General features: G+C 67.3%; 17 protein-coding genes. 9 read left to right on the top strand and 8 right to left on the bottom strand.

Going from position 1 to position 20639, the window contains the following annotated elements; translation table 11 throughout:
• The first annotated feature begins 7 nt into the window (after positions 1 to 7).
• The 5 genes from prfA to dapE all read left to right on the top strand — a co-directional run bounded on the left by prfA (position 8) and on the right by dapE (position 5831).
• A complete protein-coding gene (prfA, locus tag FHS82_RS15925; protein ID WP_166954835.1) occupies positions 8 to 1084 on the top strand; it encodes a peptide chain release factor 1 in 1077 nt (358 codons plus the stop codon).
• A 10-nt stretch (positions 1085 to 1094) separates the two neighbouring features.
• Positions 1095 to 1970: a peptide chain release factor N(5)-glutamine methyltransferase gene (gene prmC, locus FHS82_RS15920; RefSeq protein ID WP_166954590.1), complete on the top strand. Its 876-nt coding sequence runs from the start codon at positions 1095 to 1097 to the stop codon at positions 1968 to 1970.
• A gap of 595 nt (positions 1971 to 2565) precedes the next feature.
• On the top strand, positions 2566 to 3570 hold the full coding sequence (locus tag FHS82_RS15915; RefSeq protein WP_166954587.1) for a DUF4167 domain-containing protein: 1005 nt from the start codon (positions 2566 to 2568) through the stop codon (positions 3568 to 3570).
• Between the two features lie 238 nt (positions 3571 to 3808).
• Positions 3809 to 4651 carry a 2,3,4,5-tetrahydropyridine-2,6-dicarboxylate N-succinyltransferase gene (gene dapD / locus FHS82_RS15910; RefSeq protein WP_166954584.1) on the top strand — a complete coding sequence of 281 codons (843 nt, stop codon included), beginning with the start codon at positions 3809 to 3811 and terminating at the stop codon, positions 4649 to 4651.
• A gap of 7 nt (positions 4652 to 4658) precedes the next feature.
• Positions 4659 to 5831, top strand: coding sequence for a succinyl-diaminopimelate desuccinylase (gene dapE / locus FHS82_RS15905; protein WP_166954581.1), 1173 nt, complete (start codon positions 4659 to 4661; stop codon positions 5829 to 5831).
• Between the two features lie 115 nt (positions 5832 to 5946).
• Here the strand turns inward: dapE and truA are convergent, their stop codons facing one another.
• Together truA and fmt are read right to left on the bottom strand one after the other, a co-directional pair.
• Positions 5947 to 6693, bottom strand: a complete 747-nt coding sequence (gene truA, locus FHS82_RS15900; protein WP_166954570.1) for a tRNA pseudouridine(38-40) synthase TruA — start codon at positions 6691 to 6693, stop codon at positions 5947 to 5949.
• Positions 6694 to 7653, bottom strand: coding sequence for a methionyl-tRNA formyltransferase (gene fmt, locus FHS82_RS15895; RefSeq protein ID WP_166954567.1), 960 nt, complete (start codon positions 7651 to 7653; stop codon positions 6694 to 6696).
• 270 nt (positions 7654 to 7923) lie between these two features.
• Here fmt and FHS82_RS15890 point away from each other — a divergent pair, with 270 nt between their 5' ends.
• On the top strand, positions 7924 to 10665 hold the full coding sequence (locus FHS82_RS15890; protein WP_166954564.1) for an HAD-IC family P-type ATPase: 2742 nt from the start codon (positions 7924 to 7926) through the stop codon (positions 10663 to 10665).
• A gap of 19 nt (positions 10666 to 10684) precedes the next feature.
• Here the strand turns inward: FHS82_RS15890 and FHS82_RS15885 are convergent, their stop codons facing one another.
• Entirely contained in the window at positions 10685 to 11779 is a 1095-nt protein-coding gene (locus FHS82_RS15885; protein WP_166954562.1) for a helix-turn-helix domain-containing protein, read from the bottom strand.
• Positions 11780 to 12401: 622 nt separating this feature from the next.
• Between FHS82_RS15885 and FHS82_RS15880 the strand changes: the two genes are divergently transcribed.
• The gene (locus FHS82_RS15880) at positions 12402 to 13307 is read left to right on the top strand and encodes an MBL fold metallo-hydrolase (protein ID WP_166954560.1); all 906 of its coding nucleotides are present in this window, start codon (positions 12402 to 12404) and stop codon (positions 13305 to 13307) included.
• A 22-nt stretch (positions 13308 to 13329) separates the two neighbouring features.
• Here the strand turns inward: FHS82_RS15880 and FHS82_RS15875 are convergent, their stop codons facing one another.
• Positions 13330 to 14163: a DUF1499 domain-containing protein gene (locus tag FHS82_RS15875; protein ID WP_166954558.1), complete on the bottom strand. Its 834-nt coding sequence runs from the start codon at positions 14161 to 14163 to the stop codon at positions 13330 to 13332.
• Positions 14164 to 14433: 270 nt separating this feature from the next.
• Here FHS82_RS15875 and FHS82_RS15870 point away from each other — a divergent pair, with 270 nt between their 5' ends.
• Entirely contained in the window at positions 14434 to 14661 is a 228-nt protein-coding gene (locus FHS82_RS15870) for a hypothetical protein (protein ID WP_166954556.1), read from the top strand.
• Between the two features lie 53 nt (positions 14662 to 14714).
• On the opposite strand, the gene FHS82_RS15865 is transcribed toward FHS82_RS15870, so the two are convergent.
• Entirely contained in the window at positions 14715 to 15329 is a 615-nt protein-coding gene (locus tag FHS82_RS15865) for a L,D-transpeptidase (protein WP_208394282.1), read from the bottom strand.
• 812 nt (positions 15330 to 16141) lie between these two features.
• Between FHS82_RS15865 and FHS82_RS15855 the strand changes: the two genes are divergently transcribed.
• Complete coding sequence (locus tag FHS82_RS15855) at positions 16142 to 17071, top strand: histone deacetylase family protein (protein ID WP_166954552.1); 930 nt, start codon at positions 16142 to 16144, stop codon at positions 17069 to 17071.
• 36 nt (positions 17072 to 17107) lie between these two features.
• On the opposite strand, the gene ribB is transcribed toward FHS82_RS15855, so the two are convergent.
• The 3 genes from ribB to acpS form a co-directional block, all read right to left on the bottom strand.
• Entirely contained in the window at positions 17108 to 18391 is a 1284-nt protein-coding gene (gene ribB / locus FHS82_RS15850; RefSeq protein ID WP_166954550.1) for a 3,4-dihydroxy-2-butanone-4-phosphate synthase, read from the bottom strand.
• A gap of 79 nt (positions 18392 to 18470) precedes the next feature.
• Positions 18471 to 19589, bottom strand: coding sequence for a chorismate synthase (gene aroC / locus FHS82_RS15845; RefSeq protein ID WP_166954548.1), 1119 nt, complete (start codon positions 19587 to 19589; stop codon positions 18471 to 18473).
• A 543-nt stretch (positions 19590 to 20132) separates the two neighbouring features.
• Positions 20133 to 20531 (bottom strand): holo-ACP synthase, encoded by a 399-nt coding sequence (gene acpS / locus FHS82_RS15840; protein ID WP_166954546.1) that lies wholly within the window; start codon positions 20529 to 20531, stop codon positions 20133 to 20135.
• Between the last annotated feature and the right edge of the window lie 108 nt (positions 20532 to 20639).

The raw sequence follows: 20639 nt of genomic DNA, 5'->3' as shown, positions 1-20639 counted from the left end.
GACCGACATCATCACCCCTCCCGCCGACCGGCTCGCCGCCATTCTCGACCGCCACGCCGTGCTGACGGCGACGCTGGCGGCCGGTGCCGATTCCGACACGTTCGTTTCGCTGTCGCGGGAGCTGTCGGAGCTAGACCCCGTCGTGGAGGCGATCCGCACCTTCAAGACGGCGGAGAGCGACCTCGCGGAGATCGATTCGCTCATCGGCGACCCGAAGACGGACCGGGAGATGCGCGCCTTCGCGGCGGACGAGCGCCCGGCAGCCATGGCGCAACTTGCGGAAGCCGCGCGCACGCTGACGATCATGCTGCTGCCGAAGGACAGCGCCGACGAGAAGAGCGCCATCCTTGAAATCCGTGGCGGCACGGGCGGCGACGAGGCCGCGCTGTTCGCGGGAGACCTGCTGCGCATGTACACGCGCTATGCCGCCACGAAGGGCTGGTCGGTCGAGATTCTGTCCGAGAGCCCCGGCACGGCCGGCGGCTACAAGGAAGTGGTCGCGGAGGTGACGGGCCGGGGTGTGTTCGCGCGCCTGAAGTTCGAATCCGGCACGCATCGCGTGCAGCGCGTGCCGGATACGGAGGCGTCCGGCCGCATCCACACCTCCGCCGCCACGGTCGCCGTGCTGCCGGAGGCGGAGGAGGTGGATGTCGCCATCGACGAATCGGACCTGCGCATCGAGACCATGCGCTCCGGCGGCGCGGGCGGCCAGCACGTCAACAAGACCGAATCGGCCATCCGCATCACGCATATCCCCACCAACACCGTGGTGTTGGTGCAGGAGGAGCGCTCCCAGCACCGCAACCGCGCCAAGGCCATGTCCATGCTGCGCGCCCGTCTCTATGATGCCGAGCGCAGCCGCAAGGATGCCGAGCGCGCGCAGGACCGCAAGCTGCAGGTGGGCTCGGGCGACCGCTCCGAGCGCATCCGCACCTATAACTTCCCGCAGGGGCGCGTCACGGACCACCGCATCAACCTCACCCTCTACAAGCTGGACGAGGTGATGATGGGCACCGGCCTCGACCAGCTGCTCGATGCCCTGATCGCCGAGCATCAGGCCGAACAGCTCGCGGCGCAGGCATGATCGCCGGCCGATGACGCAGCCGACCTCCCGCGCGCAGGCCCTGAAGCGGCTGACCGCAGACCTGCGGGAAGCGGGCATCGACACCGCCGCCCTCGACGCGCGCATTCTGCTGAAGGCGGCGGCGAATCTGTCGACGGCCGATCTCTATGCCTGGCCCGACGCGCCGCTCGGCGACGCCGCGCTCGCGCGCCTTGCGGCGATGGCGCGCCGCCGCCGCGCCCGCGAGCCGGTGGCGCGCATTCTCGGGCAATGGGAATTCTGGGGCCTGCCGTTCACCCTCTCCCCGGCCACGCTCGTGCCGCGCCCGGAGACGGAATTCGTCGTCGAGGCGGCCGTCGCCGAACACGGGCGAATCGCCGCGGCGCGTGGCGATTCGCCCGTCACCTTTGTCGATCTCGGCACCGGCTCCGGCTGCATCGCCGTCGCGGTGGCACACGAACTGCCGGCGGCGCGCGGTATCGCCGTCGATCTCGCTCCCGATGCCGCGCGGGTCGCCCGCGACAACGCCCGCCGCAACGGCGTCGCGGAGCGCCTGTCGATCATCGCGGGATCGTGGGGATCGGCGCTGGCCGACAGCAGCGCGGACATGATCCTTTCCAACCCGCCCTACATCGAGACCCTTGACGTGGAAGGGCTGGAACCCGATGTAAGGGATTACGATCCACATCTCGCGCTCGATGGCGGTGCCGATGGGCTTGATGCCTACCGGCAGATATTCGCCGATGCGCGCCGGCTCTTGCGCGCGGATGGCGCCGTCATCGTGGAATTCGGCCGTGGACAGGCGGCGTCCGTTGCGGATATAGCGCGGGCGCAGGGGCTGTCCGCCCGCCCGCCGCTCGCCGACCTGTCTGGAATCGAGCGCGTCATTGTTGCCACATTAATATGAAAGATGAGGCTGCTTGATACTTTCCAGACAAAAAACGCTTGGCGGGACAGGGGTAAGCCGGTAGTGTCGAAGCGTGAATCAGGCTTGGCTGTTGACTGTATTACCTGGGACGCCTCCACTGCGTGCAGGTTCCGGGCAGCTTTTCGCACAATCTGTTGAACTGATCGCATCTATCGTAATGGATGATTCCAGCAGATCGGGATTTCGTGTGATCCATCGACGTATCCGGCTGTTTTCGACTGTCGCAGCGCGCCTTCCCGCCGAGGGCGCGTGCGGGCGGTCGCGGATTTCGCCGTGTTGTTGAATTGCGTGGCATCCCGCGCGCCGGGCCGGACATCGCCGGAGCGCATGCTTGCGGGCGTGCGCGGATTCTGGAAAGCGGTATCGAGGATATAAGAACATTAACGAACCAAAGGCCTTTTGCCGCCCTTGCGCGACGGGGGCAACCAGGTGCCCTTGCCGCATGAGCGCGAGGGTTGAAGTACCGGCGTTACGGACGAGTAACCGATGCAGCGAGCGATCGGCATTTCCGCGGCCCACCGGATAGCAGCGGGGACGTGACGTCCCCCAGTTACAGCTCCCAATGAGATAGTCGATGAGACCAGGTCAAAACAGACGCATGCGCAACCGCAACCGCAAGGCTCCCAACCCGCTGACGAAAACGTTCGAGTCAAATGGGCCGGACGTGAAGGTGCGGGGCACGGCTCAGCACATCGCCGAGAAATACACGCAGTTGTCGCGTGACGCGCACGTCGCCGGCGATCCGGTGGCGGCGGAGAACTATCTCCAGCACGCGGAACACTACCTGCGCATCATTCTCGCCGCCCAGGCGCAATATCAGCAGAACTTCGGTTTCCCGCGTCCCTTCGACGACGATCAGGAGGATGCGGGCGAGGACGGCGGCTACGGCTATGGCGTGCAGGACTACGGCTCGCCCCAGCCCGATACGCGCACCTCCGACCAGCGACAGGGCGGCCAGCGTCAGACTGACTCGCGTCTTGCCGCCTTCGATGACGAGGGCCAGCCCGTTCCCCAGCGCGAACGCACCGAAAGGTCCGGCCGGGGACAGGACCGCACGCAGGATGGCGCCCAGCAGGAGCGCGGAGCGCACGACAGGAGCGAACGGCAGGACCGCCGCGAACGCTTCCGCCGCAGGCGCGAGGAAAACATCAACGGCTATGCGCAGCAACCCGCCGAGGATGCCGGCGCGGCCCGCCAGCCTTCCCTGCCCGCTTTCCTGACCACGCCGGTGCGCACCACGGCTGTCGAGACCGACGAGCAGCCTGTTGTCGCGCGCCCCCGCACCGCCGATGAGGCGCCCGAAGCCGCTCCCCGCGACCAGACTGCCGATGTGGCGGCTGCCGCGCCGGTCGCCGTTGCTGCGCCGGAGCCGGCGCCGCCTGCTCCCGTCACCGCCGCGGAAGAGCCCGCCGAGGCGCCCGCGCCGCGCACCCGCCGCCGCCGCACCACGGCCGTAGCGGTCACCAGTGTGGAGGAAGGCAGCGTGGGCGAAGAAGAGGCCGCCGCCCCCGTGCGCAAGCTGCGGGCGACGCGCACCCGCAAGAAAACCGTGGAAAGCGATCTGCCGGTTACCGAGTAATCGGCAGCTCTTCCCTCCTACCGGCGATCGAGAAAAACGCCGGCAGCATCGACAGAGAGGCTATGCCGAGGGTAGCCCCGCGAGGGGCTGAGATTCCGGCATGCCGTTCCGCGAGATCGTGCCCGGTCCCGCCTGTGGCCAGATCCTGTCGTCGGCCATTGACAGGCGGGCGGCGGCGGGCAAATTTGCGTTTTCGATGCACGCTCCCGACCGTGCCGCAACGAGAACACGGATAACCATGACATACGACGCCATCGCCTCCATCATCGACAGCGCCTGGGAAAAGCGGGCCGAAATCTCCGTCGCCACCGCCGGCGAGATTCGCGACGGCGTGGAGGAGGCGCTGCGCCTGCTCGACAGTGGGCGGGCGCGGGTGGCCGAGAAGGTCGACGGCGCGTGGCGCGTCAACCAGTGGCTGAAGAAGGCGGTGCTGCTTTCCTTCCGCCTCAACGATATGCACGTCATCGAAGGCGGCCCCGGCGGCGCCGTGTGGTGGGACAAGGTGCCCTCGAAGTTCGCCGGCTGGGATGCGCCGACCTTCCGCGAGGCCGGCTTCCGCGCGGTGCCGAACGTCACGGTGCGCTACGGCGCCCATATCGCGCCCGGCGTCGTGCTGATGCCTTCCTTCGTCAATCTCGGCGCCTATGTGGGCGAGGGCACGATGGTCGACACCTGGGCGACTGTCGGCTCCTGCGCGCAGATCGGCAGGAACGTGCATCTGTCCGGCGGCGTCGGCATCGGCGGCGTGCTGGAGCCGCTGCAGGCGAACCCCGTCATCATCGAGGACGATTGCTTCATCGGCGCCCGGTCCGAGGTGGTCGAGGGCGTAATTGTCCGCGAGGGCGCGGTGCTGTCGATGGGCGTGTTCATCAGCGCCTCGACAAAGATCATCGACCGCGAGACCGGCGAAATCTTCCGCGGCGAGGTACCGCCCTATTCCGTGGTGGTGCCCGGCAGTCTGCCCGGCAAGCCCCTGCCCGACGGCACGCCCGGCCCCTCCCTCTACGCGGCGGTGATCGTCAAGCGCGTCGACGCGCAGACGCGCGCCAAGACGAGCATCAACGACCTGCTGCGCGACTGAGTTCCCGATGTCCGACGCCGCGATCCACCCCGCCGTCCTGCTCGCGCAGGATCTGATCCGCTGCCCCTCCGTCACGCCGGCGGAGGGCGGCGCGCTCACGCTGCTCGCCTCCCACCTCGCCGCCGCCGGCTTTTCCGTGGAGCGGGTGGCCTTCTCCGCCCCCGGCACGCCGGACGTCGACAACCTTTACGCCCGCTACGGCACGGGCGCGCCGCTGCTCGTCTTCGCCGGGCATACGGATGTGGTGCCGACGGGCGATATCGCGCGCTGGCGGCACGATCCCTTCGCCGGCGAGATCGTGGACGGCCGCCTCTACGGGCGCGGCGCGTGCGACATGAAGGGCGGCGTCGCGGCGATGGTGACGGCAGCGACCGATTTCATCGCCGCCCATCCGTCATTCGGCGGCTCCATCGCCTTCCTTCTGACGGGGGACGAGGAAGGCCCGGCCGTCAACGGCACGGTGAAGCTGCTGGAATGGGCGAAGGCGCGCGGCGAGCAGTTTTCGCACTGCATCCTGGGCGAGCCGACCAATCCCGCGAGCCTCGGCGACATGATCAAGATCGGCCGGCGCGGCTCTCTCACCGGGCGGCTGACCGTGACGGGGCGGCAAGGCCATGTCGGCTATCCGCACCTTGCCCTGAATCCGCTGCCAACGCTGCTGCGCGCGCTAGAAGCCCTCACCGGGCCGGCGCTTGACGATGGCACCGCGCATTTCGATCCGTCCAATCTGGAAGTCACGACCGTCGACGTCGGCAACCCGGCCACCAACCTCATCCCCGGCGAGGCGAAGGCGGTGTTCAACGTCCGCTTCAATGACCGCTGGACGCTGGACAGCCTGAAGGCCGAGATCGAAGGGCGCCTCGCCCGCGCTCGGCGCGAGGGCGACGCCGAGGTAAGCCTCACCTTCGATTACAGCAACGCGGTCGCCTTCCTCACCAACCCCGGCCCGTTCGTCGACATCGTGAGTGCCGCCGTCGAAGCGGTGACGGGCCGCAGGCCGGCGCTTTCCACGACGGGCGGCACCTCCGACGCGCGCTTCATCCAGGCTTGTTGCCCCGTGGTGGAGTTTGGCCCCGTTGGCGGCACCATGCATCAGGTGGACGAGTTCGTGGCGGTCGACGATCTGGCCAGCCTCACCGCCATCTACCGCGGTGCGCTGGAGCGCTATTTCGGACCTTAGAATCTGTCCTGTTTAAGTTGAAACAAGACAGATTCTAAATTCCTTATTTTGAGCGAATTCTGATCGATCAGATGCTTCCATCTGATCGGAACGCGCTCTAGCCGCCCCCTGGCCCTCACGGATAATCCACGCCGATCAGATAAAGCCCGCACGCTGGCGCCATCGTGCCACAGCGGGCGCGCTGGCGGGCTTCGAGCGCGTCGGTCACGTCGTCCGGCGTCCATTTTCCCGCGCCCACGAGTTCGAGCGTGCCCGCCATCGAGCGCACCTGATGGTGCAGGAATGAACGGGCGGCGGCGAAGATGCGGATCTCGTCGCCCGTGCGTTCCACATCGAGCCGCTCCAGCGTGCGGAGAGGGCTCGCTGCCTGACAATCGGCTGCGCGGAATGTCGTGAAATCGTGTTTGCCCACAAGGCGTTGCGCCGCCTCATGCATGGCCGGCGCGTCGAGCTGCCGCGGCACGTGCCAGACGCGGTTGCGCTCCAAAGCCGGCTGGGGGCGGCGGTTCAGGATGCGGTAGAGGTAGTGACGCCGGATGGCGGAATGACGCGCGTCGAACGCCTCGTCGACGGCATCGGCGGCAACCACGGCCACCGTATCTCCTTGCAGCTTCAGATGCGCGTTGACGGCGTCCCGCAGCCGGTCGGCGCGCCAATCGCGCGCCAGATCGACATGCACCACCTGATGCGTGGCATGCACGCCCGCGTCCGTGCGCCCGGCGCATTGCACGCGCATACGCTCATTCGTGCAGGCGGCGATCGCCTCCTCCACCGCCTGCTGAACCGCCCGCCCGTTGTCCTGCCATTGCCAACCGACATAGGGCGTGCCGTCATATTCCACGATCAGCCTGTAACGCGGCATTCAGTCGGGCTTTCCGTCATCCGCCGATGCGGAGAGGACAGCGCCCTTGTGCAGGGAAACGCCGTTGAGGAAATCGGCCGCCGTAACGACGCCCTTGCCCGCACGCTGCACCTGCAACAGGCGCACGGCGCCCTCGCCGCAGGCGACGGTCAATTCGTCATCCAACAAGGTGCCGGGATCGCCGGCCCCCCCGGCGACGGCGGTGCGCAGCACCTTGAGCCGCTCCGCGCCGCGCCCGAGGTCGGCGAGCACGAACGCGCCGGGGAAAGGCGAGAGGCCGCGCACGTGGTCGTGCACCTTCTTCGCCGGCCAGGACCAGTCGATACGCGCTTCCTCGTTGGTGATCTTGCTGGCGTAGGCCACGCCCTCCTCCGGCTGCGGCACAAAGCCGAGCGCCCCGCGCGACAGGGCGGCGAGCGCGCGCGCCATGAGGTCCGCGCCAAGGCGGGACAGACGGTCGTGCAGTTCGCCCGCCGTCTCGTCCGGGCCGATGGCGACGCGCTCCAGCATGCCGACAGGGCCGGTGTCGAGGCCAGCCTCCATCTTCATCACCGCGACGCCCGTCTCCGCATCGCCCGCCATCACCGCCCGCTGGATGGGCGCCGCCCCTCGCCAGCGCGGCAGCAGCGAGGCGTGCAGGTTGAGGCAGCCTATCGCGGGCGCATCGAGCACCTCCTGAGGCAGGATCATGCCGTAGGCCACCACGACCGCCACGTCTGCCTCCAGCGACCGGAAGGTCTCGATGGCCTCCGGATCGCGCAGTGTGCGCGGCGTGAACACGGGAAAGCCGAACCTGTCCGCCATGGCGTGCACCGGCGAGGGCTGCTCGGCAAGGCCCCGGCCGCGCTTCGCCGGCGCGCGCGTATAGACGGCGACGACCTCGTGCCCCTGCCCGACGATCTCGGCGAGTGTGGGAACGGCGAAATCCGGCGTGCCCATGAAAACGATACGTAGCGACATTTTGTCCCGGTCCGGGCGCGACAGCGCGCGCATTGAAAAGCACCTTGAACGCGGCAAGGCGCGTCAGGCATGCCGCCCGACGCTAATAGAGTATTCCGGCGCCCGAGGGCAACCGCCATCGTCAGCCCGCCTTGCGCCGCTTTGTCATCTCCCGTTCATCCGCCTGCGGCGACGTTGCGATATCCTGGCATGAACATTGCGGCGTAAGCGATACACGTTAGCAGTACACGTTAGCCTTCCGCCGCTCCCCATCGACGCCGACGAGGTTTCATGAACGCCATACCGCCAGCAGCCCCCGCCGATCCCGCGCCCCAGTGGCACGCCCTGCCGGCCGAGGCGGTCCGCAGGGAACTGGAGGTCGGCGAGGACGGCCTCGACGACGCGCAGGTTCGCCGCCGGCGCGGCATTCACGGCTTCAACCGGCTGCCGAAGCCGCCGCGCCGCAACCCCATCCTGCGCTTTCTGGCCCAGTTCGACAACGTGCTGATCTACGTCCTGCTGGCGGGAGCGGTCGCGGCCCTCGTGCTCGGCCATATGATCGACGCGGCGGTGATTCTGGCGGTGGTGGTGGTCAACGCTGTCGTGGGCTTCGTGCAGGAGGGCAAGGCGGAGGCGGCGCTCGGCGCCATCCGGGACATGATCTCGCCCCGCGCCAACGTCATCCGCGGCGGCGCGCGCACCAGCGTCCCGGCGGATGAACTCGTGCCGGGCGACATCGTGCTGCTGGAGGCAGGCGACCGGGTGCCAGCCGACCTGCGCCTGACGCACGCGCGCAACCTGCTGATCGACGAAGCGATCCTGACGGGCGAATCGGTCGCCGCCGAAAAGCATAATGCACCCGCCGCCCCCGACGCGCCGCTGGGCGACCGCACCAGCCTCGCCTTCTCCGGCACCATGGTCGCCGCGGGACAGGGTACGGGCATCGTCGTGGCGACAGGCACCGCCACCGAGATCGGCCACATCTCGACGCTGCTCGCCAATGTCGAGCCGATGTCGACCCCCCTGCTGCGCCAGATCAACGAATTCGCGCGACGTTTCACGCTGCTGGCGCTGGCCTGCGGCGTGGTGCTGTTCTTCTTCGCCGTCCATGCTCGCAGCTTCGGCTGGGCCGATGCGCTCATTGCCGTGGTGGCGCTGGCCGTGGGTGTGGTGCCGGAAGGGCTGCCGGCCGTGATCACCATCACGCTCGCCATCGGCGTGCGGCGCATGGCCGCGCGCAACGCCGTGATCCGCAGGCTGCCAGCCGTCGAGACGCTCGGCGCGACCTCCGTCATCTGCTCCGACAAGACCGGCACGCTGACCCGCAACGAGATGACGGTGCGCAGCATCATCACCGCCGAAGGCTTTCTGCGCGTCGCGGGCGCGGGCTATGCGCCGGAGGGCGGCATCGCCACGCTCCACGGCGAGGCCGTGCACCCTGCCGCGACAGACCCTGTCGGGCGGCTCCTGCTCGCCGGGGCGCTGTGCAACGACGCGCAACTTCACTGGCGCGACGGCCGCTGGATCGTCGACGGCGACCCGATGGAGGGCGCGCTGCTGACGCTCGCCCGCAAGGCCGACCTCGACCCTTCGCAGGAGCGCGGTACGTGGGAGCGCCTGGACGAGATCCCGTTCGATTCCGGCCACCGCTTCATGGCCACACTGCACCACGCCCCCGGCGGGGGAGGCATCATCTTCGTCAAGGGCGCACCCGAGCGGCTGATCGAGGTGTGCACCAGCCAGATGGCCGGCGACGGAACCGGGCACGACGTCCGCGCGGCCATGGACGCTGACTACTGGCACGAGGAAATCGCCAAGGCAGCGGCGCATGGCGAGCGTGTGCTCGGCTTCGCCTTCCGCCCGCTGCCGAAGCTCGCCTCCCGCCTCACGTTCGACGACCTGCGCGACGGGCTGGTGTTCATCGGCCTCACCGGCTTCATCGACCCGCCGCGTGACGAGGCCGTTGCCGCCATCCGCGAGTGCCACACCGCCGGCATCGCGGTGAAGATGATCACGGGCGACCATGCCGCCACCGCCGCCGCGATCGCCCGGCAGCTTGGTCTCTCGCCGACCCCGGCCGTGGCGACCGGCGCGGATGTCGAGGCCCTGTCAGACGACGAACTGCCGGCGCTCGCCGCACGCACCGACGTTTTCGCGCGGACGAGCCCGCAGCACAAGCTGCGCATCGTCAAGGCCCTGCAGACGACGGGCGCCGTTGTCGCCATGACGGGCGACGGCGTCAACGACGCGCCCTCCCTGCGGCAGGCCGACGTCGGCATCGCCATGGGCCGCAAGGGCACAGAGGCCGCCAAGGAGGCCGCGCAGGTCGTGCTGCTCGACGACAACTTCGCCTCCATCGTCGCCGCCGTTTCGGAGGGACGCACGGTCTACGACAACATTCGCAAGATGATCGCCTGGACGCTGCCCACCAACGGCGGCGAACTCCTCGCCGTTGTCTTCGCCATCGCGGCCGGCCTCGCCATGCCGCTGACGCCGGCGCAGATCCTGTGGCTCAACCTCATCACGGCGGGCACGCTGGGACTTGCGCTGGCGTTCGAGCCGGCCGAGCCGGGCGTGATGGCGCGCAGGCCGCGCGATGCCCGTGCGGGACTGCTGTCGCCGTTCATGCTCTGGCGAGTGCTTCTGGTTTCCGTCCTGTTCCTGATCGCGCTGCTCGCCGTCTATTTCTACAGCCTGTCGCGCGGCGACGATCTCGCCCTGACACGCACCTTGTGCGTCAACGCGCTGGTCATACTCGACACATTCTATCTGTTCAACGTGCGCTATCTGAACACCTCCTCCTTTACATTGCGGGGAGCGCTCGGCACCCGGGCGGTGCTCGCCGCCGTCGGCGCCGTGGCGCTGGGACAGTTCATCTTCACCTATGCGCCGTTCATGCAGGCGGCCTTCGACACGCGGCCCGTCACCTGGCAGGACGGCGGCCTGCTCGTTCTGCTGGGCATCGCCATCATGATCGTACTTGAAATCGAGAAATGGCTGCTGCGCCGCTTCAGACTTTTCGGCATGGAGTAACCGGGGGCGGAACGGGTCCCTATTCGGTGAAACGGCGGCCCTCCGGCATCGGGTGGCAGCGGACGGCGCGACGGGGAGCGCGACGCCTGAACAGCATTTCGCGCGGCAAGGGAACGGTTTCCCCCTCCTCATCGCGCCGCGCGCCGATTCGGCCCGCCGGTTCCGCCGCCGGCCGCGCCGTGCCGCGATCCGGCGCGGCCCTCCGCTGTATCGGCGAAGGCGCCACGGAGCCGCGCGGCGAGTAGCCGAATTCGCGGCGGAAATTCCGGTAGAACGTCGATATGTCCTTGAAGCCGGAGTCGAAGGCAATCGACGTGACCTTCTTCGCGCCGGGGGCGCTCAACTGGCGGCGCGCCTCTTCCAGCCGGTGGCTCAGCACCGCGCCGTGCAGCGAAAGATCGGCCTCCGCGAAGGCATTATAGAGCTTGCGGACCGAAACCGCGCAATGGCGCGCAAGGCGGGCGGGCGTCAGGTCTGCGTCGCGCGCATGCTGGCGCAGATAGCGCTGCACGGCGGCGATGATGTCGCGGTCGTCCCTGTCTCCGTCCGCGGCCTGACCGGCCTCTCCCGTTGCCTGCCGCCCGGTCCTCTCGCAATTCTCCAGCACCTCGCCGATCAGGCCGGCCAGTTGCGCCGCAAGATGTGCCACATCCGCGCCGGGCGCCGGATTGCCGTGCGCCAGCGCCGCGAGAACGGAGCCACCGACCTGCCGCAGCACCGTGCCCGCATCAGCCTGGCTGGCGCCGTCATCTGCCGGCGCGGCAGCAGTGTGAGGCACGACCACCGGCTGCCGCATGCGAGCCGCGAGAGCGGACGTGCCCGTCAGGCTGATCCAGCCGATGGAACAGGGCGCATGCACGTCGCCCGCACGGATGGCGAAGTCGGTATCGGAGCTGACGATCGCCACGTCGAGAGGCGTCAGCTTGCCGCCGACCCGCAGCGTCATGCCGCCGGCGCGCCGGAACAGCAGGATCACGGCCGGTTCGCGCATGTCCCGCTCCCCGGCGACATGGCGTATCTGCTCGCCGCACGTCGCGGCAACAGCGGACAGTTGTGGCGTCAGCCCGATGTCCGCCCTGAACGAATGATCGTCCGGACTGGCGGTCGCAGACACTACCGATCCACATGCCTTGTTGAATTCCGCGGAATTGACGCACCGTATGGTTTCAATAGCGCTTGCATCAACCCCCGGGCCATCCGTTGTCAACAGTATACGATCACGTCTTCCGTCGATATACTTTTGTTTTACGTCGATGTCCATATTCGTCACTTTCTCAAGATTTCTAGTGAAACCAACATGACAGGCTCAGTGAACCAGTGTCCGTTGGTCGACATGAACGCCGCGGCACCCGATATTGATAATGACGGTGAAAAGCGCATAAATTGCGTCAACGACCGAAAAATTGCGAAATTTGTCGTTTGACCCGTCGTTTATATACACGACCTCGCGCAATATGCAACTTTCAGTTGCGTTTTTGAATGACTTGGTTGTTATTCGTGACACATGCGCGCAGGCTCCGGCCGGCAATCCGGACGAGACCAAGAAGCCCTGACAAACCTCCGGACTGGGGATGCCGCGAGATTTTGTTTGGGGTTCTGAACGCCCGCAGCATGGCGGATCTGCCCGCGCCCGCCGGTTATGCTATGCTGCCGTGCAACAGGAGGCGCCGGATGGCCGAACCGGCGCCGCGAGGCGGGCCTCCCTCGGCGCGACCATCCCGACAAGTGAGCATCCCATGTCAGACATACCCTTCGAGCGAGACGACAGCGCTGTCGCGGGGCAGGTTTCGCGACCCGAGCCGCTCGTGCGCCGGGTGATCGCGCCGAACGCCAGCGCCTACACCTATACCGGTACCTGCACCTACATCGTCGGCGAGGGCGATGTCGCCATCATCGACCCCGGCCCCGACGATCCCGCCCATCTCGCCCGCCTGCTCGACACGGTGAAGGGCGAGCGGGTGTCGCGGATCGTCGTCACCCATACACACTTCGACCACACGGCGGGCCTTGCCGCTCTGCAGGCCGCGACGGGGGCCGAGGTGACGGGCTGCGCGCCGCACTTCGCCGCGCGCGCACCGGGCGAGGCCGAGGAGATCGAGGCCGCCGCCGACCTTACCTACACCCCCGACCGCGTGCTGGCCGACGGCGAGCGGCTCTCCGGCGAGGGCTGGACGCTCATCGCTGTCGCCACGCCCGGCCATACGGCCAATCATCTCGCCTTCGCGCTGGAGGAAACCGGCGCGCTGTTCTCCGGCGACCATGTGATGGCGTGGTCGACGACGCTGATCGCGCCGCCCGATGGCTCCATGGCCGCTTACATGGCCTCGCTGGAGAGCCTGCGCATGCGGGAGGATCGCATCTACTGGCCGGGCCACGGCGGGCCGGTGCGCGACCCGCGCCGCTACGTGCGCGCCCTCCTCCATCACCGCCGGCAGCGCGAGGCGGCGATTCTGGCGCGGATCGAGGCGGGAGACGGCCGCATCGGCGAGATCGTGGACAAGCTCTACACCGGCCTCGCACCGGAACTGCGCGACGGCGCGGCACGTTCCGTCTTCGCGCACATCGAAAGCCTCATCGCCGAAGGGCAGGTGGAATCCGAAGGGCCGGCGCACCTCGGCGGGCGTTTCCTGCGGCGGCGGTAGCAGCCCGGCCGGGCCGGCACCCTCACCCCCGGGCGACGCCTTCTTCCGGGTCCACCCTTTCGAGAAAACGTTCGATGGGCTGCGGGCCGGTGCCCACGTCGAACAGTGGATAGCGCGGCACGGAGCGCACGTCGATGGTGGTGCCGTCGGCGTGAATGCGCAGCCGCACCGTCACGTCGACGGGCAGCTTCAGCACTCCCGTGTATAGCAGCGCGTCCAGATGACCCGTGCCGAAGCGCCCTCCCGGCGGGGCCGAATCGATGATTCGCCACCCCTCCGCCGCCGCCATCTGCTGCACGCGCGCGAAGACCACGTCGGCAGCCAGATCGCTGCTGCGGGGGGCGAAATCGGGATGCTGCCGCCGCTGCAACTGCCGCAGCACCGCCTTGTCCGGAAACGGCAGGGCGACGCCGGGCCACGTCCCGCCGCCCGCCGGCATCGCGGCGCCGGGGACGTATCCGCCGCGCGCGTCCACGGCGGCCGTGGTGCGCGAGAAGGCTGGCGGGCGCGTCGTATCCGTCGACAGGTCGGCGTAATAGGGCATCAGCAGCAGGCGGACGGCCAGAAAACCGGGATAGGCAAGCACCACGGCGGCGATCAGCAGCGCGTGGATGGCTTCCCCGAGGCCCCGGCGGCCCTCGCGCCAGATCTGGACGAAGGCGGCGACCGCGAGCGCCGCCGCGGTGGCGGCCAGCAGCGCGGCCGCGCCGATGACGGCGAGCCCCGCGCCGAGGTCCACAAGCCCGAGCCGCAGCAGCACGACGCCGGCGGCCAGCACCGGCAGGCTGAACAGCCCGACGCGCCGGCCAGCGACAGCGGCGCGGCTGACGGGTTCTTCGACAACGAGACGTCGCATGTTCCACCGGCCTGAAGCGATCACCGGATCACGATATCCGGGCGCACCGGGTCAACATGTGCGCGACAGAACTTAATCATTCATTAGCAACACTCGCAAAAATTCCCGCCGGCCCGGCGGGATGCCACGAGTTTGCCATGCACCGGTCAATACTCCGTCGCTATCATTCGTCATCGCTAGTGTGTCGGCGCGTTCCGCCAGCATCCTGCGGCAGCGTTCCGCCTAACCCCAACTCCGGCATCCCGGTTCCAGCATCGTTGTGTGAGTATCATGACCGCCAAGCAGTACCAACCCGACACGACCGCCATCCATGACACGGCCGCAGTTCAGGCGCAGCGCGCGGCCATCGAGCCGACCGGCAAGCGTCTGCCCCCGCCCTTCCGGGCGCTCGGCATCCCCGCCCTCGCGGCGGCGACCCGCCGCGCGCAGGGGAGCCGCGACACGGCAAAAGCCGCCCACGATCTGCCCGTCTTCCTGCGCCAGCCCCACTATAGCTGACGCAGCCACGAACCATCGGCGCCGGCAAGCGGCGCCGATGCCGCCTTCATCCGTTACTTGACGACCACGCGGGCGCCAGGATCGACGCGGTTGTACAGATCGATCACGTCGATGTTACGCATGCGGATGCAGCCGGAGGACACCGCGCGTCCGATCTTCTCCGGCTCGTTGGTGCCGTGAATCCTGTACAGCGTATCGCGGCCCTGCGCGTCATAGAGATAGAGCGCCCGCGCGCCCAGCGGATTGAGCGGGCCGCCGCTCACCGGGTGGACATGGGGCCAGCGCTTGACCATCTCGGCAGGCGGATTCCAGTTCGGCCATTCGGCCTTGCGCCGGATCGTCGCCTCGCCCGTCCAGCCATATGCCTCGTCGCCAACGGCAACGCCGTAGCGCATCGCCTTCTTGTCCGGCAGCACGTAGTAAAGCAGCTTCTTCTTCTGGTCCACGACGATGGTGCCCGGCGCTTCGCCAGTGGGGTCGTCGATGAGATAACGCTCGAACTCCAGACCGACGTCCGCATTCGGCATCTGCGCCATCCACTCCGCGTCCCGCCCGGAAACGGAGGGATCGGGCGTGCTTTTGTAAGTGCAGCCCGCCAGCGCCAGACCGATGCCCGCCACCAGCATCAGCAGCACGCGCTTCCATTGCACAATCCTGGACCTCACCATTCGTTGTCCTTCCGCAAGCTCAAAACGGCCGGCACGGTTCCCCGTCCCTTCGCACCTTCACGGATCATAAGGCCCCGCGCCACGGAACGGTTCCATGGCGAGCGCCGGCATGAAAGTGCGATGGACGTCGAAGCGCCCGCCTCTTCCCCTCCAGATCGGGACGACTTCCGCTGAAGCGCCGCCCCGACCCATCCATATGAACGGACGCGACCTGTCCCGGAAATGGCATCCCGTTCCGGGATCGCGCCCCAGACAAAACACAGCGACCGGGCCAGACACACGCGAACCGGTTCCCCCGGCGATCCGTCCGGTGGCTGCGCAACAGCTCACCGCCGGAGTGCCCGATTCCGGGCTCAGCATGTATCAGATTCACCACGTCTATTGTGCTGTTTAACCATGTCGAAAATGGTTAACAGATTGACGGCAACAGCATGAATTCAGAGGACAATCCGGCGCTTCTCCGGCTATCCCGCCGCCCGGCCGCGCGTGCCGGCTAAAAAAGACGTGCCGCCGCCGGGAAAATGGTTATGCTCTAGAATACCAGACCGGGAAACGGATGCTGTCTCCTGGCTGGATTGGGTGAAAAAACAAAGAGATAGAGCGACGGCGCCACTGTAGTTTTCTCTCCGCCGCTCTCGCTCACGGTTCCGGAAAGCGGATGCCGCCTTCCGGAAAATATGCTGTAAAAACAAAAGGATAGGACGGGATAACGATTCGTGGAAAATCACCCCGGCCTGAAAGAACAATGATGCGTCCGGGAATCAGCGCTTTGCCTGAATCCGGCCCGGACGCCGCAGGGCAGGAAACGTTCATTGAATACGCTGTATCTCTCCCACCCGGACTGTCTCGACCACCAGACGCAGCTTGGCCATCCCGAAAGGGCGGACCGGCTCGTGGTTGTCGAAAGGGCGCTGGAGCAGGAGGTTTTCTCCGGCCTGCTGCGCGAGGCCGCGCCGCGCGGGGACGAAACCCTGGCCCTGCTCGCCCATCCGGAAGACTATGTGCGCGACATCTACGAGGCGTTGCCGCGCGAGGACATCGTCAGCATCGCCGATGATACGGTTCTGTCGCCGGGATCGTGGAACGCGGCCATGCGCGCGCTCGGCGCCTGCCGGTACGCCGTCGACGAGGTCATGACGCGCAAGGTCGACAACGCTTTCTGCGCCATCCGTCCGCCCGGCCACCACGCCGAGCGCGACAAGCCGATGGGCTTCTGCCTGTTCAACAACGCCGCCGTCGCGGCGCGCTACGCGATGAAGGAGCACGGCATCGAGCGGGTGGCGATTCTGGACTGGGACGTGCATCACGGCAACGGCACGCAGGACATCTTCTGGGCCGACAAGAATGTGCTCTATGCATCGATCCATGAGATGCCGCTCTTCCCCGGCACCGGCGCCGAGAACGAACGCGGCGAGTACGAGAACATCGTCAACGTGCCGCTGCACGCCGGCGACGGCAGCCCCGTCTTCCGGGAGGCACTGGATATCGCAGTCCTGCCGCGCATCGATTCGTTTGCTCCGGACCTCATCATCATTTCGGCCGGCTTCGATGCCCACTGGCGCGATCCGCTCGCCAACATCAACCTGACGGAAGCGGATTTCGCGATCGCCACCCGCATGGTGCTCGACCTCGCGGACCGGCGCTGCGGCGGGCGGGTCGTATCGATTCTGGAAGGCGGATACGATCTCGTCGGCCTCTCGCGGTCAGTCGCGGCGCACGTCACCACCCTGATGCGGGGATGACGGCGCCGCTCGTGCCGCGGCCGCGCGGCGGAGACGTCACTTGTCCAGCGCGACGCTGCGGTCGATGGTGATGCCGAAGCCGGACAACCCGACGTAGCCGCGTTGCGTCGAGGTGACGTTGTCGATGGAGGTGACGCCGAGGTCTCGCAGGATCTGCGCGCCGAGGCCCACTTCGTGCCATTGCTGCGCGCGCTGCGCCTCCGTTCCCTCCAGCACGTCCGGCCGCTTCACCGGCACGCCGGCGGTGCCGTCGCGCAGGTAGACGAGCACGCCCCTTCCCTGCTGACGGAAATAGTCCAGCGCCCGGTGCAGCAGCTTGCCGCCGAAAATGTCGCCGATGACGTCCGCCCGATGCAGCCGCGCGGGCACGCCGCGCCCGTCGCCAATGCCGCCGTAGACAAAGGCGAAGTGCTGCACGTCGTCGAAAGGCGTGATGTAGGCATAGCCGGTCATCTCGCCGATATCCGTCTGCACGGGGAAGGTACTGACACGCTCAACCAGCTTCTCCCGCGCCTGGCGAAAGGCGATGAGATCGGCGACGGAGATGCGCTTCAGGTTGTGTTCGCGGGCAAAGGCCTCGATCTGCGCGCCCTTCATCACCGTGCCGTCGTCGTTGGCGAGTTCGCAGATCGTGCCGACAGGCGGCAGGCCGGCGAGGCGGCACAGGTCCACCGCCGCCTCGGTATGGCCGGAGCGCATCAGCACGCCGCCGTCGCGGGCGATGAGCGGAAAGACATGCCCCGGACGGACGAAATCGTTCGGCCCCATGTTGTTGTTGGCGAGCGCGCGCACGGTGTTGGAGCGCTGCTCGGCGGAAATGCCGGTGGTGAGCCCGTGACGCGCGTCCACGGAGACGGTGAACGCGGTGCCGAGCGGCGCGTCGTTGGAGGCCACCATGGGCTCCAGCCGCAGCCGGCGCGCTTCCTCCAGCGACAGCGGGGCGCAGACGATGCCGCAAGTGTGGCGGATGATGAAGGCCATCTTCTCCGGCGTACACAGGGAGGCGGCGCAGATCAGATCGCCTTCGTTTTCGCGATCGTCGTCATCGGTGACAACGACAATGTCGCCACGCGCAAAGGCCTCAATGGCTTCTGTAACCGACTGGGTCATCATATTCTCCTGAGCGCCGTGGCTGCCGAGAAAGTCGTTCGGCGTCACGGCTCCGCGCGTCTCGCGCAGAACGAGTTCGGCCGTCTCGCGCGAGAGCCAGCCGGCCGGGTTGTTGCAAAGCTGCGTCACCGCGCCCGGCGTCACACCGATGCGCCGCGCGAACGCCACGCGCGTGATTCCGTTCCTGTCGAGCCAATCCGCAAGCTTCATAGGCAAACGCTAGAATACGTCTGATTTTAGTTCAACTAAAATCGACGCATATGCAACAGCCTGTGCGATTGAGCACAGATCAATGATCGGGGAACGGCCACTCGGGCGACTCCCCGACCTGTCCACGATGGCGCAGGTAATGGTCGGCAATGGCGCAGGCAACCATGGCCTCGCCCACCGGCACGGCGCGGATGCCGACGCAGGGATCGTGACGGCCCTTGGTCAGCACCTCGGCCTCCGCGCCGCTGCGATCGACGCTGCGGCGCGGTGTCAGAATGGACGACGTGGGCTTGACGGCGAAGCGGGCGACGATCGGCTGACCGGTGGAAATGCCGCCCAGGATACCGCCGGCGTGGTTGGTGAGAAAGGTCGGCCCGCCCTGGTTGCCGGGGCGCATCTCGTCGGCATTCTCCTCGCCGGTCAGCGCCGCGGCGGCGAAACCCTCGCCGATCTCGACGCCCTTCACCGCATTGATGCTCATCAGCAGCGCGGCGATATCGGCATCGAGCTTGCCGTAGAGCGGCGCGCCGAGGCCCACGGGCACACCCTCGGCCACGATCTCGATCACCGCGCCCACGGACGAGCCGCTCTTGCGGATGCCGTCGAGATAATTGCCGAACACTTCCGCCGCCACCGCGTCCGGCGTGAAGAAGGGATTGCGGGCAACCTCGTCCCAGTCCCAGCGCTTGCGGTCGATGACGTGGGGGCCGATCTGCACGAGCGCGCCGCGCACCGAGAGCCCCGGCACGACCTTGCGGGCGATGGCGCCCGCCGCCACCCGCATCGCCGTCTCGCGCGCCGAGGAGCGCCCGCCGCCCCGATAGTCGCGGATGCCGTACTTGGCGTCGTAGACATAGTCCGCGTGGCCGGGCCGGTAGGTGTTGCGGATGTCGCCGTAATCCTTGGAGCGCTGGTCGACGTTGTCGATGATCAGGCCGACGGGGGTGCCCGTCGTTACCTGCCCGCCGGTCCGCAGATCCGTGAAGACACCGGAAACGATTCGCACCTGGTCCGGCTCCTGCCGCTGGGTGGTGTAGCGCGACTGGCCGGGACGGCGGCGGTCAAGCTCGGCCTGAATGTCGGCTTCCGTCAGCGGAATGCGGGGCGGCACGCCGTCGACCACCGCGCCGATCAGCGGCCCATGGCTCTCGCCGAAGGTAGTGACCCGAAACAGGTGGCCGAAGGTGTTGTGCGACATGTTCGTTCATCCACAGCGTCAAAAAAATACGGATTGTTTCCTGATAAACGATGCCGCGCCCCGTTGATAGAGCGCCGGGGGCGGAGACGGCCGCCGAGGCCCGCCGGACGGCGGATATCCGCCATGGATGCATCAGGGAGATTGCCTAAAAAGTAAGCAGTATTTGCCCGCTGCAGGCTTCCGCAGACCCCTTCTGATGCGGGGGTGCACAATGGGCGGCATGCCTCTGACGCATAATGCATCAATCCTGCCAATTGCATCCACGCAGCGCCGGCGCCCTGCAGGGCAACGATTCAGGCATTAAGAAGGCGAAATTCATGCCCTGCCGGACTCCGACTTCCCTGTCCGTGCAATTGAGAAATGCAAAATTTGCATAGACAACCTCTTGCTATATTTTCCAATCCGGGTATTGTTGCATTGCGGTATGGCTCTGCCTGCCGCTGCCCTTCTTGGGCGTTTCCTCCCTAGACTTGGGCCGCATGTTTACATGTGGCCCTTTTTTCTTGTCAGGCCCCCTGTCCTTTGCCGGGCATCGGCGGCGGCTTACTCCGGCAGCGCTTCTATGATGACGAAGGCCTGCGCCAGCGGCGGATCGTCGGTGAGGGAAACGTGGACGACCGCCCGGTGACCGTCGGGCAGCAGTTCCGAGAGGCGCTCCGCCGCACCGCCTGTGAGCCGCATGGTCGGCTTGCCGCCCGGCAGGTTGACCACCTCCATGTCCCGCCAGAAAACCCCGCGCGCCATGCCGGTGCCCAGCGCCTTGGCGCAGGCTTCCTTCGCGGCGAAGCGGCGCGCATAGGAGGGCGCCCGCGCCGCCCGCCTGTCGGAACGCGCCCGTTCCCCTTCCGTGAAGACCCGATGCGTGAAACGCTCGCCGAAGCGTTCCAGCGTGCGGGTGATGCGGTCGATGTCGCACAGATCGGAGCCGATACCGATGATCATGCCTTGTCCTTTCTCCTGCCGCCTGCTTCCTTATATATGAAGCCTCGCGCGAGCGCTCCGCCGGCAGGGGCGGAAAATTGCCCGGGGCAGCTTGCTTTCCGCCCGCTT

Source organism: Pseudochelatococcus lubricantis, from assembly GCF_011762225.1.
Lineage (GTDB): Bacteria > Pseudomonadota > Alphaproteobacteria > Rhizobiales > Beijerinckiaceae > Pseudochelatococcus > Pseudochelatococcus lubricantis.
This window is presented reverse-complemented; position numbering and strand designations above follow the sequence as displayed.

Coding starts and splice junctions, on each gene's coding strand:
- aroC (WP_166954548.1), bottom strand. CDS start 19,589: ATGTCGCACAACACCTTCGGCCACCTGTTTCGGGTCACTACCTTCGGC.
- FHS82_RS15875 (WP_166954558.1), bottom strand. CDS start 14,163: ATGCGACGTCTCGTTGTCGAAGAACCCGTCAGCCGCGCCGCTGTCGCT.
- prmC (WP_166954590.1), top strand. CDS start 1,095: ATGACGCAGCCGACCTCCCGCGCGCAGGCCCTGAAGCGGCTGACCGCA.
- FHS82_RS15880 (WP_166954560.1), top strand. CDS start 12,402: ATGTCAGACATACCCTTCGAGCGAGACGACAGCGCTGTCGCGGGGCAG.
- FHS82_RS15870 (WP_166954556.1), top strand. CDS start 14,434: ATGACCGCCAAGCAGTACCAACCCGACACGACCGCCATCCATGACACG.
- dapD (WP_166954584.1), top strand. CDS start 3,809: ATGACATACGACGCCATCGCCTCCATCATCGACAGCGCCTGGGAAAAG.
- FHS82_RS15890 (WP_166954564.1), top strand. CDS start 7,924: ATGAACGCCATACCGCCAGCAGCCCCCGCCGATCCCGCGCCCCAGTGG.
- FHS82_RS15865 (WP_208394282.1), bottom strand. CDS start 15,329: ATGGTGAGGTCCAGGATTGTGCAATGGAAGCGCGTGCTGCTGATGCTG.
- ribB (WP_166954550.1), bottom strand. CDS start 18,391: ATGAAGCTTGCGGATTGGCTCGACAGGAACGGAATCACGCGCGTGGCG.
- acpS (WP_166954546.1), bottom strand. CDS start 20,531: ATGATCATCGGTATCGGCTCCGATCTGTGCGACATCGACCGCATCACC.
- fmt (WP_166954567.1), bottom strand. CDS start 7,653: ATGTCGCTACGTATCGTTTTCATGGGCACGCCGGATTTCGCCGTTCCC.
- dapE (WP_166954581.1), top strand. CDS start 4,659: ATGTCCGACGCCGCGATCCACCCCGCCGTCCTGCTCGCGCAGGATCTG.
- FHS82_RS15915 (WP_166954587.1), top strand. CDS start 2,566: ATGAGACCAGGTCAAAACAGACGCATGCGCAACCGCAACCGCAAGGCT.
- truA (WP_166954570.1), bottom strand. CDS start 6,693: ATGCCGCGTTACAGGCTGATCGTGGAATATGACGGCACGCCCTATGTC.